Consider the following 16,844-nt stretch of genomic DNA (forward strand, 5'->3'; position numbering starts at 1 on the left):
ATACATGAAAATATTAAACTATAGTGGAGTGCGAAAAATGCAAGAAAACATCGAAATAACAGGTGCTCGGGAACACAACTTACAAAATGTAAGTGTCTCCTTTCCACGATACACTATGACCGTCGTAACAGGTGTTTCTGGCTCAGGAAAATCATCACTGGTTCACGATACTCTATTCAAAGAAGGACAACGAAGATTTATTGAATCGCTTTCCCCATACGCACGTCAGTTCCTAGGACAAATGCAAAAACCGAAAGTTGATCAAATTGAAGGTCTGTCCCCAACCATTTGTATCGATCAAAAAAGACGCGGGCGAAGTGCACGTTCCACTGTAGGTACTATTACAGAAATATACGATCATTTGCGTTTATTGTTTGCTCGTCTCGGTGAACCCCACTGTCCTTCTTGCGCAAAAAAAATTGTCACCCAAACGCCCGACCAAATTTCGCGGCATCTTTTAAAACATTTTGACCAAAAAAAAATATATATACTTGCCCCGATGTTTATCGATCGCAAGGGAGAATATCGCAAAGAATTACAAAAATGGAAAACCGATGGCTTTATACGCATACGTATCGATGGCAAAATATATCGCCTGGATGAAGAGATTAAATTAAAACGCTACGAAAAACACACACTAGAACTAGTTATTGACCGCATAAAAGTAAGCGAAAGAGAACGAGGACGTGTTCACGAAGGCATCGAGCAAGCGATCAACATCACTGGTGGCATCATGGCTGTTTACAGCGAAGACGACGTACACCAAGTGCACTCTGTGCATCTGTCATGTCCTAGTTGTGGAATTAGTATACCAGAAATGGAACCACGCTTGTTTTCATTTAACAATGCACAAGGAGCATGTTCGCAATGTGGCGGTAAGGGTATACAAGAAACCTTTGAGGAAAGCCTCATTATTCCTGACGAAAATGTCACCATCACAGATGGTGCACTTAAATGCGTAAAACAAGATGGCCAGATATTATTCTCCAGCTATGGTATAGATGAAATCAAAAAACTGGCTAAAATTCGCAAAGTATCTTTGAAAAAAACCTGGAAAAAACTCCCTGATTCTTTTAAAGAAGAGGTTCTGTGGGGAGTACATATAAAAAAGAAATTACATTTTCCAGGTGTAATTCCCATCATGAAAAAAGTCTATGACAAGTGGAATTTATATCAGCTGCGACGCTTTATTCGCGCAACGACTTGCAAAGAATGTGCGGGAAGTCGTTTGCGTCGTGAAGCTTTATCTATCTTATTTCGCGACAAAAACATCTTCGATCTTGTGACGATGACAGTAAGTGATTTACAACAATTTTTACGCGAAATAAAATTGCGTCAAACAGAGACACTTGTGGGTAAAGAGATTTTTAAAGAGCTAAAATTGCGCCTAGCATTTCTACATCAAGTCGGATTAGGTTATCTGACCTTACAGCGTACAGCAAATACTCTATCCGGTGGAGAAATGCAGCGGATACGACTCGCAAGGCAACTGGGTTCTGGTTTGCAAGGTGTTCTATACATTCTTGACGAACCCTCGATTGGGCTTCATCCGCGAGACAATGTGCAATTACTCCAAGCTTTAAAACAATTGCGTAACGCCGGAAACTCCCTCGTTGTCATCGAACACGATGAAGAGACAATGAACTACAGTGACCATATCATAGACATTGGCCCAGGTGCAGGTAGTGGTGGTGGACAACTCGTCGCCCAAGGTAGGGTTCGCGATATCAAAGCAAATAAAGATTCCATCACCGGTCAATTTCTCACAAAGGCACAAAGCATACCTGTCCCGAAAAAACGCAGAGCCACCACAAAAAAATGGCTCAAGATTGTCAATGCCAGCGAACACAATTTAAAAAATATTGATGTAGAAATTCCCCTCGAAGTGTTGTGTATTGTTACCGGAGTTTCCGGGAGTGGAAAGTCGACACTGATAGACGATATTCTCAAAAAAGCGCTCGCATATCACATACATGGAAGTAGCAAAACTCCGGGAAAACACAAAAGAATTAACGGAATAAAGCACATTGATAAAGTAATCGAAGTCGACCAATCCCCGATCGGTAGAACGCCGCGTAGTAACCCAGCTACATATACCAAAGTGTTTGATGAAATTCGCAATTTATTCAGCATGTTGCCAGAATCCAAAATGCGTGGTTATCAATCAGGACGGTTTTCTTTTAACGTCGCTGGCGGAAGATGCGAAGAATGCAAAGGTGCTGGAGTAAAAGAAATAGAGATGCAATTTTTATCAAATGTATTCATTGAATGTGAATTTTGCGAAGGGCATCGCTTTAACAACGAAACACTCCAGGTAAAATATAACGATAAAAATATATATGATATTTTGGAAATGCCTATTTCCGAAGCGACTACTTTTTTCGAAAACCAACCGAAAATATACAAAACATTGAGCATTTTATGTGAAGTAGGTCTAGGATACCTCAAGTTAGGACAACCCTCACCGACATTATCTGGTGGCGAAGCACAGCGTATAAAACTCGTACGTGAACTACGGCGTACTGATACAGGCAAAACGCTATACATACTTGACGAGCCAACAACGGGGCTACATTTTTTTGACATTCAAAATCTTTTATCGGCGATTCAAAAGCTGGTAGAAAAGGGAAATTCTGTCGTTGTCATAGAGCATAACCTTGATATCATCAAAGTCGCAGATTATATTATCGACCTAGGACCGGAAGGCGGTGAAGGCGGTGGTGAAATAGTTGTTGCAGGCACCCCAGAAAAGGTTATGCGTTGCAAAAAATCTTACACGGGCCAAGCTCTTAAGGGCTTTCTCCATCCACAACCACAACGGCAAAAACCACGCAGTAAAGTAAAACCAAGAGACATAAAAATATTTGGCGCGATGAAAAACAATCTTAAAAATATCGATGTTTGCTTTCCCAAAGACCAAATGACCGTTGTCACAGGCGTTTCGGGAAGTGGAAAAACATCACTGGTTTTTGACACGCTATTTGCCGAAGGACAACGCGCTTTCCTTGAATCACTCTCTACGTACGCACGTCGCTTTCTCGGTAGACTCGACCATGGATTTGTCGATTCCATAGAAGGGTTAGCTCCGGCCATCGCCATAGATCAAAAAAACGCTTCGCGTAACCCGCGCTCTACCGTGGCGACAATGACAGAAATATACGATTACTTGCGTATTTTGTATTCGCGAGTGGGAGTGGCTCATTGCCCGGAGTGCAATCAAAAACTGCAATCATATACTTCAAGTACAAGTGCCGCCCACATTGTAAAAAACTGGCAAGGGCACAAAGGAATGATTCTCGCACCACTGTACATGCCCAGTGCTAACAAATATTATCGATTAAGTAGTCCTTCACATTTGAAGGACTATAAAAAGTCTTTGATAGAAAAAGGTTTTTCGCGAATATTAATTGGTGGTACGGTTTACCGACTCGATGAAAAATTCCCTACCGACAAACGCGTTCCGATCCATTTAATTATCGATCGTATTCACGTCAAGAAAAATGCACAAAATCGTATCGCCGAAGCCATGGAAACGGCTTTTCACCTTGGGGAGAACATTGCATTTTTCTATAGCGAAGATACATCACTGCAACCCTACAGCACCATACCAGCATGTATTCCCTGTGACTACTATCAGTTTGATGAACTGCACCCCCGCTACTTTTCCTTCAACCACTATTTGGGTGGATGCGCAGATTGTGATGGACTGGGATACTACGACGACGTTAGCGAAGTATGCATTGAGTGTAATGGTAAAAGACTGAATGCTCGCAGCCTGGCTGTTTACGTTGGCGAGAAATCGATATACGACTTTTGCGAGTTGAAGATTTCTGATGCGCAAAAATTCATTCGCAACGTAAAGTTAACAAAAACCCAAGCCATTATTGCCAAGGATGTTCTCAAAGAAATTCAAAATCGCCTAAAGTTTCTAGTTGACGTTGGTTTAGAGTATCTAACGCTTAGTCGTCGTGCAAATACACTTTCTGGTGGTGAAGCCCAAAGAATACGTCTCGCTTCGCAAATTGGCAACTCACTTGTTGGCGTATTATACATTCTCGACGAACCAACCATCGGTCTGCACCCACGCGACACAACACGACTTCTTACTACATTAAAGAAACTAGTTTCAATAGGCAATACAGTGGTGATGGTCGAACACGATAAACAGTGTATGCAGAACGCACATCATATTATCGATATGGGACCAGGAGCAGGACATTTAGGTGGAGAAGTCGTCGCCACCGGAACAATGAAAAAATTGATGAAGGATGAAAAGTCTCTTACAGGGAAATATTTACAACAAAATATTGCCATCGCTCCGAAAAAACGCAAGGCTGCCAAAAGCCACTTGAGCATAAAAAAAGCTTCGCAGCACAATTTACAAAATATAGACGTAGATATACCTGTCGAAAGACTGTCCGTGGTAACAGGTGTCTCTGGTAGCGGAAAATCGACATTGGTAGTCGATGTCATTCAAAGAGCTCTGGAATATGGCTGGAAAGACAATACAATCAAAGGAAAAAAAAGTGATGGCTTTGGGCAAATATCTGGTCTAAACAACATTGATGCGTTTACCGTAATTGACCAATCACCGATCGGGCGCTCTCCCAAATCAAATCCAGCGACGTATTCTGGTATCTTTAACCATATACGTAAGTTTTACGCGCAGTTACCTGGAGCCAAAACACGAGGCTTTACGGCTTCGCGATTTTCTTTTAATCGCCCAGGAGGAAGGTGTGAAGCTTGTGAAGGAAAAGGATCTATAGTTGTGCACATGCATTTTTTATCCGATGTATCGATCACATGTGAAGCCTGTAAAGGACAGCGTTACCTCGAAGAAACTCTCAGTGTTCTCTACAAAGGAAAAAATATATCTCAAGTTTTGGATATGGACATCAAAGAAGCATTGGATTTTTTTGAATCGCATCGCGTTATTGCAAAAAAACTTCAAGTGTTGTATGATGTAGGTCTTGGGTATATGAAGTTAGGACAACCAGTCACCACTCTTTCGGGTGGTGAAGCACAAAGAATGAAATTGGCCGCAGAGTTATCCTCTAGAGGTAAAACGCGAACTTTGTACTTGTTAGACGAACCAACAACGGGTTTACACTTTGCTGATGTAGAAAAGCTTATTTCTGTATTGCAAAATCTTGTCGATGCGGGCAATACCGTTGTGGTGATTGAACACAATCTCGATGTTATTGCTACTGCAGATTGGATTATCGACCTCGGTCCCGAAGGTGGGGAACAAGGTGGAAATATCGTTTTTTGCGGCAAGCCACAAAATCTAGCAAAGCAAAAAAATAGCCATACTGGTTTGTGCCTAAAACAGCATTTGCAAAACTTGTAAAGGGATGAAGAAATGTCGAGTGAAATGTTGACTTTTCAGTGTACGAATTGTCCAAATAGAGTGCATATAAAAAAAAGCGCCAATCCTCTGGGAAAAGCATTAAAATGTAAGCAGTGTGGAAATATTTTTCATTTGCGCCGCGATAATCTTTGTCGTACACCATCGTTATTACAGTTCACTTGCCCCAAATGCAAACGCCAGATACCCGTTCGTGGAGGAAAAGAAGTCTACGGCAAGAGGTTACCTTGTAGAGCATGCAACCACGTATTTGTTCTCCAAGATCCCAATAACAAAACCTCACCACTAAAACGCGCCACAAAACAAATGAAACCAAAGAAACAAGAGGTCAAAACAAGTTTTGGACACTATTCTCCTTTGGAATTTGTAGGGCGCGGTGGTATGGGCGAAGTGTACAAAGTATACGAACCTCGGTTATCGACACATCTCGCTCTAAAAATACTTCCTCGCGCCTTGGACGGCATGCAAGAGAAACAGCAACGTTTTTTACGCGAAGCAAAGCTTGCGATGCAACTCACACATCCCAATATTGTCAAGGTGTACGACATTGGAAAACTAGAAGATCAGCACTATTTCACCATGGAATTTATCGATGGACTAGAACTACACACCATTATCAAAAACAAGCAACTTCCCATGAAATCTCTATTGCAAATATTCGTCAAGTTGTGCTATGCGATGCAACATGCCCATGAAAAAAACATGATACATCGCGATTTGAAACCAGAAAATATTATGGTCAATAGACAAGGACAACCCAAAATAATGGACTTTGGTCTAGCGAAGCCGACAGATGATACGCAACGTTTGACAGCGGCAGGTGTAATCGTCGGTACAATTACCCATATGTCTCCCGAGCAAGCAATGGGACAAAGCGAAGAACTAGACCACCGTACCGATATCTACTCATTAGGTGTTATTCTTTACAATATGCTCACCTATGAACTACCTTTTCGACCAGGTCCTGTCTATCAAATGCTAAAACAAGTGATAGAAATTCCTCCCATTCCTCCGAACGAGATCAACGAAAGCGTCTCACAGAAACTTTCTGACGTGTGTATGAAAGCACTGGCAAAGAAAAAACAACAGCGCTATCAAAAAGTGGAAAATTTAGGCAAAGCGGTAGAGAAAATTATGGGGTAACTCTATTTGACGCGCATTCATAATTTTTTGGGTTGATTTAAGATTGGGGATTCTTTCTCCGGATTAGTGCCCTCACCATCGTAATTTTTTGGGTTGATTTAAGATTAGGGATTCTTTCTCCGGATTGGTGCCCTCACCATCGTAATTTTTGGGTTGATATAAGATTCGGAGTTCTTTCTTCGGATTGGTGCCCTCACCATCGAATTTAAGGTTTTAGCTCCGCTAAAAGCCTTAATTCTCATGCCTCTCCCTGTGGGAGAGGCATAACACGTCTGAATTTGTTTCCATTCGTTTTCTTCGGTGCATATCACAAATCAACATTAGTCAAACAGTTGATTGCATCAAAACTATTGTCCCGCAAATCAAGAGAATTTTGTTTTTTACAAAAGAGAAGCATTACACCTCTCCCTGTGGGAGAGGTATGAGAATAGCAGCTTACAGCGCAGCTGTGACTGCTAATTCGATGGTGAGGGCACCAATCCGGAGAAAGACCCCTAATGTATCGACCCCTCATATTGTCGCAAGTATCCACCATTACGTTGATTCTTCACCGCTAGAATTTCCGCGATAATTGCCGTCGCAATTTCTTCGGGAGTTTCGCTGCCTATGTCTAGGCCTATCGGACCAAAAATATTGGTGGAATCTACCTGTTGTTGTGCTTTTTCCTGTATTTCATCAATGATACGCTGGGTTCTCGTTTTTGGGCCTAGCATTCCAATGTACGAAACCGGAGTACTTTGCAGTTGTTTGAGGACTTGTAGGTCATTGTGGTAATTGTGAGTCATGACGATGACAAAGTGATGTGGCTGTAATTTTAGATGTTGATCTACTACTTTTGGGTGCGCGACAATACGTTTATCTGCTCGGGGAAAGCGTTCGGCGTTTAGGTATGTTTCACGCGGATCGCAAATAATCACTTTCCATCCTAAATTTTTGCAAAATTCAACGACAGGAACGGCGTCAAAACCGGCCCCAAAAACCACAACAGTTGTCGGCATAATGCTTTCTACTAAAACCTTGCATGCGACATTGTCTATTTCAATCTCCACAACACTATTTTTATTTTGTTCAAAAATCTGTGGTTTGGCTTTTTGTATTTTTTGCCAAATATCATCGTCTTCGCCATAGATGTATTTACGTCCAACAAGTTCTTGGCGCTGTGCTTCGAAAATCATTGCGATAAACCCTGCTTTTTCATTTTGATAACAATCTTCGACGAATTGAAGTTCACGAGGAACCTCATTTGCCATTACTGGTTCCAAAAGAACTTGCACAACACCATTGCATCCTAGTCCCAATCCCCAAACAATATCGTCATCGGACATCATATCGTATGTGACCAACTGTACATGGTTTTCTTCTAAAACTTGCTGTGACTTTTTCCTTACGTCTTCCTCTAAACAACCACCGCTGATAGCTCCTACTAATTCCTGTGATTCCGTAACGAGCATACGCGCTCCAGGACGACGGTATGTAGAGCCTTTTATATGAACAACAGTTGCCAATACCGCGCGTTGTTGTATTTTGCGTATTTTGCCGATAATGTCGTGGATTTCTTTCATTTTTTTTACCTACATAGTAGACGAGAAAATTTCTTTAAACTATCAAGATCATGGACAGACGACAGAACTTCAATGTATGGTTTTGCGACTTTCATACACCTTGTCGTTGGTTCAAAGCCAGGAGTTGCACTCCATGGATTTAGCCAAATAATACCTTTGCTATAGTGCTGTAATTTTTCCATAGAGTGTTCCATTAAATTGACATCCCCACGGTCCCAGCCGTCGCTTACAATCACAATATATGTTGATTTGCTTATTAAGTGACGATACTTGGTGAAAAAAGCGCGCAGCGATTCTCCGATACGCGTTCCACTTTGCGATACGCTTAGCAATACATTGCGTACGTTCTGTTGTTGCGTTTGCGGTGTTATATCATACAGTTGTGTATTGAATAGAAATGATTTTACTTCTTTGTAGCGCCTAGCAAAAGCAAAAATGAACTGTAGAAAAAAATAATTATAGTCCTTCATCGAATGGCTGGTATCGCATAACACGATTAACTTAAGTTTGCGTTTTTTCTTTGCACAAAAATGCAGATGTAGAATATCCGGATGATACTTACGATTTTTGCGTATTGTGTTGCGCAAATCAAAACGCTTGTTCTTCGAACGTCTGTAGTTGCGGTCCAAACTGCTTGCTAATTGCCAGGCGATTTGTTCAATAGTTCTTTGCAAACTTTTATCAGCAACTGGTAAAAAATGTTGTTTGTGTTTTATGCTATGAAGAGGACTATAACTAAACATCGATTGCATACGCGCACCATTCTTTTGTGATTTTTGATGCGTTGCCTCTTCGCCTTTTTGCGAATGGCCTTTGCCTTTTTCTCCTGAAGAACTATTTGCAAGCCCCTCTTGTCTTACAACACCTGAATACCAATATTCATAAAACGCTTGGCGAAAAATTTGTTGATGTTCATATGTCTTCGCGACACAGGTGCGTAAAGCGTCATAAAAAGTTTGACGATTGAGAATATCAATGTGCATCACGGCATGACATGCATCTATTTCCTCGGCGATAGAAACCGCTAAGCCTTGCTGTTTTAGGTAATGGAAAAACTGTGTTAGATGTTTATTAAAGTTATTCATTTGTTGCAATGGCCATCAGAGTTCTTAACTTTTGTAGTGGCTCTTTGTGTTCTCGTGTTTTTGCAATTTGCTCCATTAAATCTGGTAGAACGGATTTCACTTGCTCAATATCACTATTGTTTTTGAAAACAACTCCCAACAACTCATCGACAATCTGCGGTTCAAGGTGTGATGCATTTAACAGTGTCAGTGACATCGCCCAGTCGATCGTTTCCGCAACCCCTGGTCTCTTTGCCAATGACATGTCGCGAATCGCCTGAACAAATCCACAAATTTCACCTGCTAGTTTGGTATTGATTTGTGGGACATGTGTTTGCAAAATCTCTAACTCTTTGTCGAAAGAAGGATAATCAATCCACAGATAAAGGCATCGACGACGTAGAGCGTTCGACAATGGTCTTTTGCGATTACTTGTTAGAATCGTGTATGGAATGTGCTGTGCGGTAACTGTCCCCGTTTCAGGTATCGAAATTTGCCAATCCGATAAAATCTCCAGTAAAAAACTTTCAAATTCCTCATCTGCACGATCAATTTCGTCAATTAACAAAACGACGTTTTTGCTACTTGTAATGGCATGGAGTAAAGGCCTCTTTAGTAAAAAATCTTCGCTGTAAAGACGCTCTTCATTTACATCGCTATTTGCCTTTAAGTACAAAAGTTGTTTTTGATAATTCCAATCGTACAAAGCATTATAACTATCTAGTCCCTCATAGCATTGTAAACGAATTAACTGCGTGTGGTGAATTTTGGCGAGAACTTTGGCGATTTCTGTCTTACCAACTCCAGGAGGGCCTTCAATAAGTAAAGGCTTTTGCAATTTTTGTGCTAGAAAGACCGAAGTATAAATACTGCGGTTGCCGATATAGCCTTCTTGACAAAATTTTTGTTGTATTTCCTGCATTATTCTCTTCTCATACAAACTACCCGACTATCCACATTAATAAAGGTTGTTTTCCCCAACGTGCCATAAAAGTTTTTAAAACTGCGATGTCCAAAAATATGAAAGCGAACCTCGGACTTTTTCACAATTTCCCGTAAATCAAAGTCACCAGAAGACTTGTTGATAATTTCGGGAATTTGCGGAATTTCGTGCGTTAGCAGCCACTCAGGAGAACTAGCCACCACACTTTGTAATATGCGAACATAATCTTTTTTCGGCATACGATGCAACAACTTTTTGCGGGAAATAATACCATCGACTCCTGCAATCACACCTAGTTCATCTATTGTTTGTACACGATTGTGGACATGACAATGACTGCCATCGGTATTGCGTTTACCTTGCAAAATATCCGACACTTCGTCATGGTTACCATTCACAAAAAATACTTTTTTAAAATGACTGCTTGCTCTTTCCATCGCCCGTGTGGGATCACCATTACTCCCGAGAATACCTGTACCTGCCATATCCCCTGCGCTTAAAAAAATAAAATCTTGCGCTCTTTGTACTTTTTCCGCAATAACATCAACAAGTTCCACAGCATTATGGTGTAAGTCACTGGTAATGACCACCGGATGAGAAATATCCGCAATCACCTCAACATATTCAATGAAATCTTTACCTTTGACCGGATTTAACTTGGCATCTAAAACACAAGGTACTTCTATTTTTTCACGTTTTTTGACTTCGAACTTCATCACTTTTTATCCTGTAAAACTTGAAGTATATTATTAAATTTTGCCAGTTCCTCTGCCGATACATTGTGCAGTTGAATGGTATATTTGTTATAGCTTGCTAATTTTTTTACTTTGGCATAGGCTTTTTTATCCATATACTTTTGTAACAATGCATTATTTTCTTCGGCATATTGACTATGAGACAACGCATTGCTATCTAGTTTGCTTTGAATTTTTTGTGCGTAAAGTAAGCGTTCTTTTGTTGAAATATAGAAATGATTCGAACAAAGCCTGTATATTTCTCTGGCCTCTTCGTAACGTTGTTGTTGTATAAATTCTTCGACAATTTCGTAACCGTGCAAGGTAAATATTATGTGGTTTGGGATATTAGGATCTTTTTCGGCACAAGACTTCAATAACTGAGCTATACGCGGTAACAGTTCCTGAGCCCCAGTTTTGCGATACTTATGTATCAATGCCACACTTTCAAGAAAAGCATCTTTTTCTTTGTGTAGCATATCCAAAGCTACGTTATATTGATTTGACATAATCGCGTGGCGCACCACATGTTTGTGAATTTTGCGAATACCGGAGTTCAAAATCCTTTGATAGTTATTGATTTGCTTGTTGTACAGCAAAAAATCAAGTAGCTCTTTGTCTTGAGAATACATTTTTCGCATCGAATTTTGCAACTGCTTTTGTGATTGCTCTAAGTTTTTTAAGAACGGGCGGTACCTAATGATTGGCTGTGTACTATATTCACGCAGCACATGCACAAACCATTTCATCTCAAGTACAAAGTGAAATCTTTGTTCGCGATTGAAAAGTGCCCAATTTATTTTGACCCGGCCAAAAATGCGATAGCTAATTTGTAATCCACGAAAAAAAGTCATTGCCGATTGGAACGGAGGTTCAATACCTGCCTTATAAAAATAGCTGAAATCCCATTTAGGGAAATGTTCAAAAAGAAAATTGATGTATGCTTTTTGTTTCTCTAGGTCTTTCGAGTTTAGATACGCAAGAATGCATTGGTAAACCGTTCCCTTTGTTTCTTCATAATTGCCACGATCATGTAGGATTTTTGGTTTTTCATGTTTTGTCAGAATATCGTAAACAAGTATTTTTGACGGTAGAAAATCAGGATACTTTTCGATAAAGGGCTGTAAATTTTTTTTTATGGATATGAAATTTTGTTGTAACTCTACCTGAAGTGCCGCAATACGGTGTACGATATGGTGTATGGATTTGTGATTGGGAATTTGATTTGCTGCTTTTTGCACGATAAGAAATCTATTGCGTTTCTTCTGATTCGCTCGTTGGTCGTTAAAATCGGTTTTTATACAATTGTATACCGCTGTAAAGAAACTATTACGTATAGTACGCGGAAGTTCGTATTCATCCCAACGCCCCAAATTTTTTCCGGCGTATAACTTCAAATGTGTGACGTCGAGAAAAAACTGACAGCACTCTTTTTCCATGGTAAGTCTTTGCGCAACGTCCCAAGAGCGCAATAAATAAAACGCTTTATGATAATTACGTATCGCTATTTTAAAAGCAGGGCAACGAACCATTTCAAAAAACTTGGGGTAGTCTCTAGACACGATCCCCGAATACCATGTTGCCAAAGCGTATTCGGCTTTACACACAAACAGTCGTACGTTGTACAACAAATTCAGTACATTCTTCTCGTTTCGCAGTAGTTTCGCACCTAAATCTAATGTTTTTTGCTCCCAATTTTTATTATAAAATCGTCGTATAAATTTCTCTTTGTCGTTTTGTGGTTTATACTGATGGAAGAAATGCGCGTCGTTGATCGTGTCCAATTGGTCGATAAGTTTACATAATTTTTTAAAATCCTGTTTTTTCTCGCACAACTGCATTTGTCTCAATAGTTCGCCAAACGTAATTTTTTTGTCGCGCTTTCCTCTTGGTATCATCATCACCATCGTCAATACCAATAACGCAAGGCCAACTCCAAAAGCTAACGGCAAAAAGTTGTGCTTCTTTCGCTTTTTAAAACGATTTGTACGACTAGGTAATTGCTCCGATCCGATATAACTCTGTTTGATTTTTTCTAAAGACAAAATAGATTGTCGATCTAAATGACTAGAAGGTTTCCATGTACTTCGACCTCTTGTTTGTAAATAAACATTATTCAATTGCTGTGCAAGCTCGCGACAACTTTCGGTGCGCTTGGTTAAATCCTTGCGCAGAGCTTTTTTCAAAATAGCATGGATACTTTTATATGTGGCAATTTCATTGCGTTTTAAGTTACTTGTTGCAAATGGCGGGACACGTTTATTGGCGATATTATTCATGGTATGCAACATACTTTCACTCGCAAAAATAGAGCGACTTTGCCAACTAAATAGCTGATACAAGGTTGCTGCGACAGAAAATACATCACTATTTTCATATAATTGACCGTTCATTTGCTCGGGACTCATATAATCAAGAGTCCCCACTACAGCCCCAGCTTTTGTCAACTTTTGACTGTCACAAAAAGCATCGAGGTGCTTACCCATCCCAAGGTCGAGTATCTTTACAAGGTGCTTCTCACTATCAATCATGATGTTATCTGGTTTTATATCGCGGTGGACAATACCCGCCGCATTCACGACTTCTACAGAACGCGCTACTTGTATCGCAATCGCTAATAGATCTTTTGTCGGTAATTTAGTATTGTCTTTGATAAAATCGGTAAGGGAAACGCCTTGGACATACTCCATAACCATGAAGCTTTTATCTTTCAGCGTCAAAAAATCGTATGCTTTGACGATGTTGGGATGGTCGATCGCAGACAAAAAATTGTATTCACGGCGAAACCTAGCGTTGCTATCGCGGTCGCTGTGATAGGTTTCTTTAATCGCATAATATCGTCGATTTGCTTGACTTTGTGCTAGAAATACACGTCCAACACCCCCACGCCCTAAGAGCTTGAGTAATTTGTAATCACCAACGATCATTCGTTCACCTATTTATTACTTTTGTCTATTTTTTAAGAACTGCTCGATGTTTTGTCTGTCAATAGGATGATTGTAATGGAAGAGTGGATATAGAAATGCGGCAATATCCAAGTCTTGACGCATTTTCTCAAATTGCAACGTTTTCTTAAACTGCTTAGCTCTCTGGATATAGGCGAGGGTTATTCCTCGTTCTTTTTGTAAGAAAAACTTTTGACTGTCTTTTTGTTGAATTGCCATTTCATTCATGAGGCGTGTATAAATATATTCAAACCATATGTTGCGCAATATTTTGTGTTGTGGATGTCGAAAATGTGCCATACAATTTTTTTTATGGAACGCCATCATCAAATTTATATACTCAACTAAAAACAAGCCATGATTTCGCCATACACTTTTCTTTGTTTGTGTTCTGTCAAAAAATTCTTGCGCGCGTTTCAAAATTTTTAAGTCCTGAGCTTCTTGCTTCTTTTTCGATGAGCTGTGATGAACTCGCTCGACCTCATAAACCGCCCGATAAAAAAGACGATTTTGTGAATCTTCTCGGCGTATAAATCGTACCGCTTTTTTCCAATTTTTATCTTCAATATAGAAATAAGGACTCCGTTGCTTTCTTAATTTAGGCTGTGCCTCTTCCAATATGGAAATCAATTCATCTACTTGATTAATGACAACAGACAATCGACTATTTAGCACTCCTGACATACGCTGGTGAATAGTTTTAATACGTCGTAAATTCCAATAAAAAACAACCGATTCCTTAAGACGTAACTTTCCCACACTACGTGTATATATTTGTTGCGTTTTGGCGGTTAACTTTCCTAAGTTTATGCTAACAAATCCACTCAATGTTCTTAATGATGGCGCAGTACCAGACTTTAAAACGTAACCCTCAGGCCACTCGGGAAAAAACTCAATTAACGAATCTATTTTATCATAGTAACGCTTATTCACAATAGAGCAATACAAAGATCTTTTAATGATTTCAGAGTTTTCAGAACTGGTATATTGACGTATGATATCGTTCGAAGTTTCCACGCTTGGCTTCGTTAAAATTTCCACAGGGCAAAAATTGGGATACGATGGCATTTTTTGCAAAATTTCTTGTTGCTGTGTTGCGTTTTTGTTGATCATTAACAGCATGTACAAAGGGAAATGTCTTTTACGCATGATGCGTTTTTTGGCTATTTTTTCCAAATTTTCATAGCGTTTTTCATAGCTTATATTTAGTTGCTGGGCGTAGTATAGGACTTCACATATCTCTTTGAAAACTTCATTTTTCATATGCTTACGTACAGCGGTCCAATTAACTTTGGAAGGCTGTTTGCGCAAAATCTGTGCGATCATGTATTGCAGGTAGAGTTCTTTCTCCTTTTCAGAGCCACGCCATTTTTTCCATTTGTTGTATGCCTCTTCTTGGTGTAAAGAGATGGCGATCGCTGGATCTTTGATGGACTCGTAGAAATCGCCATGTTGCCCCACAAAAATGTCACTATACCAAGTGCCTAAAAGAACTTCGCCACTAAGAGCAAAAGTACGAACGCTGAGATATAGACCAAACCCATGATAGTCTTTCGCTAAAACTTGTGCCGTTGTTGCCAGAGCATTTTCATAATCACCATTACACAAATACATAACAAGTTTATAAAATGGCTCATCACTCTTTACAGCGCACTTTTCCTCGGAGCGGTACATATTTTCAAAAGATTGCAGAGCCTTCCGATATTCATGACCTTTTGCGAACGCAAGCAAATCTTCTATCGCAGAATCTCGATATGTATGTTTTTCCTCCGCATCTTTAGAAGTGGTGGTGTTGGTATTTGTATTGGTATTTGCATCGGTGACTTTTTTATTTTCCTGTGGTCCCTGATCTAGAACGACATAGTAGAAAACTGCCCATAGCAATGCGGCAAAGACAGCAACAAAAAAAATAGAATACATTAAATCTTGTTGTTGTTTGCTTTTTCTTGCCAGCGCTTTTTGTTTGGCAATCCGTTGTGTCGATGTAATGTTTGCTGGCAATCGTTTATTGTGGACTCTTGCACTCGATACTTTTTGTGTACCTGCGGCTTTTTGAACTTTGGGGGTCTTTGTCCCACGTCTCGCACTAGCCTTTCTACGACGTATACCTTTGTCTCCCCCATATTTTTGGCGCAGATTTTCTAATTTTTCACGTTCTTGATTGCTCAACGCCTGAACAGGTTCCCAGGTGTGTCCATGAACACCGGAAGCCAGCATGCGTAGCATATTGTATTTTTCGAGTATTTTTTCAAATTGCTCTGCGAAACTGTGGATGTCAATTCTTTGTTCAGGGTCTTTAATAAGACCTTGGGCCAAACTATCGCTAATCATGAGATAAATTTGTTGTTCTTCGTTATTTGTGGTGTGAACCACTTCGTGAAGAGGAGGTAAGGTTTCATTGGCGATTGCATTGAGTGTTGCCAAAAGATTTTTACGCTCAAAGGGAGATTGTTCTGACCACGAAAAAAATTGATATAGTGTTATGGCACAAGAAAACACATCTGTATTGTCATATATTTCCGACTTTATTTGCTCGGGACTCATGTAAGAAGGTGTTCCCACAACAGTTCCCGCTTTTGTAACCCTGGTGTTCTCTTCTCCTGGAGTTTCTAATTTTTTTCCTGTTCCCAAGTCAAGAATTTTTACCAAACGGTGCACAGAGTCCAACATGATATTCGGTGGTTTAATGTCACGGTGCACAATACCTAGAGCATTGATGACTTCGAGAGATCTCGTTAACTGGATGGCTACAACTAAACGATCATAAAAAGACAAGGAACGTTTATATTTTACAATAAGCTCCTCTAGAGTACATCCCTTTACGTACTCCGTTATCATAAAAAAACTGTCTTGTTCCATGAAATGATCATAGGCACATAGTATATTTGGGTGGCGAATTTCAGATAATAGGGCATACTCTCTTTGTAAGCGCAACAGCACCATTTCTTTGTCGTCTTTTAAAGTTATTTTTTTTACCGCAACTGGTTTTTGTGAAGTGATGTCTTTCGCAAGAAATACTTCGCTAGAAGCCCCACTTCCCAGCTTTTGTATAATTTCGTATCTACCGTTTATCAACATGTTCTGC

The 16,844-nt window shown here is 39.9% G+C and carries 8 protein-coding genes; 2 read left to right on the forward strand and 6 right to left on the reverse strand.

Translation table 11 applies throughout. The annotated features are described in order from the left end of the window. Positions 1–37 precede the first annotated feature (37 nt). Entirely contained in the window at positions 38–5,350 is a 5,313-nt protein-coding gene (gene uvrA / locus UABAM_RS06370; protein WP_151967169.1) for an excinuclease ABC subunit UvrA, read from the forward strand. A 12-nt stretch (positions 5,351–5,362) separates the two neighbouring features. After that, positions 5,363–6,511, forward strand: coding sequence for a serine/threonine protein kinase (locus UABAM_RS06375; RefSeq protein ID WP_151967170.1), 1,149 nt, complete (start codon positions 5,363–5,365; stop codon positions 6,509–6,511). Between the two features lie 494 nt (positions 6,512–7,005). Here the strand turns inward: UABAM_RS06375 and UABAM_RS06380 are convergent, their stop codons facing one another. The 6 genes from UABAM_RS06380 to UABAM_RS06405 are packed head-to-tail and all read right to left on the reverse strand — an operon-like array spanning position 7,006 to position 16,837. Further along, positions 7,006–8,073 (reverse strand): XdhC family protein, encoded by a 1,068-nt coding sequence (locus UABAM_RS06380; protein ID WP_151967171.1) that lies wholly within the window; start codon positions 8,071–8,073, stop codon positions 7,006–7,008. 5 nt (positions 8,074–8,078) lie between these two features. Further along, entirely contained in the window at positions 8,079–9,158 is a 1,080-nt protein-coding gene (locus tag UABAM_RS06385) for a vWA domain-containing protein (RefSeq protein ID WP_151967172.1), read from the reverse strand. Continuing rightward, complete coding sequence (locus tag UABAM_RS06390; RefSeq protein ID WP_151967173.1) at positions 9,151–10,059, reverse strand: AAA family ATPase; 909 nt, start codon at positions 10,057–10,059, stop codon at positions 9,151–9,153. Before UABAM_RS06390 ends, UABAM_RS06385 begins: the two co-directional genes overlap by 8 nt. Further along, complete coding sequence (locus tag UABAM_RS06395) at positions 10,059–10,796, reverse strand: metallophosphoesterase family protein (protein WP_229759411.1); 738 nt, start codon at positions 10,794–10,796, stop codon at positions 10,059–10,061. The genes UABAM_RS06390 and UABAM_RS06395 overlap by 1 nt, the downstream gene beginning before the upstream one ends. Further along, positions 10,796–13,741, reverse strand: coding sequence for a serine/threonine protein kinase (locus tag UABAM_RS06400; RefSeq protein ID WP_151967175.1), 2,946 nt, complete (start codon positions 13,739–13,741; stop codon positions 10,796–10,798). The genes UABAM_RS06395 and UABAM_RS06400 overlap by 1 nt, the downstream gene beginning before the upstream one ends. 15 nt (positions 13,742–13,756) lie before the next feature. Continuing rightward, positions 13,757–16,837, reverse strand: a complete 3,081-nt coding sequence (locus UABAM_RS06405; protein ID WP_151967176.1) for a serine/threonine protein kinase — start codon at positions 16,835–16,837, stop codon at positions 13,757–13,759. Between the last annotated feature and the right edge of the window lie 7 nt (positions 16,838–16,844).

Origin of the sequence: Candidatus Uabimicrobium amorphum (genome assembly GCF_009002475.1) — a bacterium.
Taxonomy (GTDB): domain Bacteria; phylum Planctomycetota; class Uabimicrobiia; order Uabimicrobiales; family Uabimicrobiaceae; genus Uabimicrobium; species Uabimicrobium amorphum.

Bases quoted from the DNA above. Each gene is read 5' to 3' on its own strand.
- uvrA (WP_151967169.1), top strand. From the start codon at position 38: ATGCAAGAAAACATCGAAATAACAGGTGCTCGGGAACACAACTTACAA.
- UABAM_RS06395 (WP_229759411.1), bottom strand. From the start codon at position 10,796: ATGAAGTTCGAAGTCAAAAAACGTGAAAAAATAGAAGTACCTTGTGTT.
- UABAM_RS06400 (WP_151967175.1), bottom strand. From the start codon at position 13,741: ATGATCGTTGGTGATTACAAATTACTCAAGCTCTTAGGGCGTGGGGGT.
- UABAM_RS06380 (WP_151967171.1), bottom strand. From the start codon at position 8,073: ATGAAAGAAATCCACGACATTATCGGCAAAATACGCAAAATACAACAA.
- UABAM_RS06375 (WP_151967170.1), top strand. From the start codon at position 5,363: ATGTCGAGTGAAATGTTGACTTTTCAGTGTACGAATTGTCCAAATAGA.
- UABAM_RS06385 (WP_151967172.1), bottom strand. From the start codon at position 9,158: ATGAATAACTTTAATAAACATCTAACACAGTTTTTCCATTACCTAAAA.
- UABAM_RS06390 (WP_151967173.1), bottom strand. From the start codon at position 10,059: ATGCAGGAAATACAACAAAAATTTTGTCAAGAAGGCTATATCGGCAAC.
- UABAM_RS06405 (WP_151967176.1), bottom strand. From the start codon at position 16,837: ATGTTGATAAACGGTAGATACGAAATTATACAAAAGCTGGGAAGTGGG.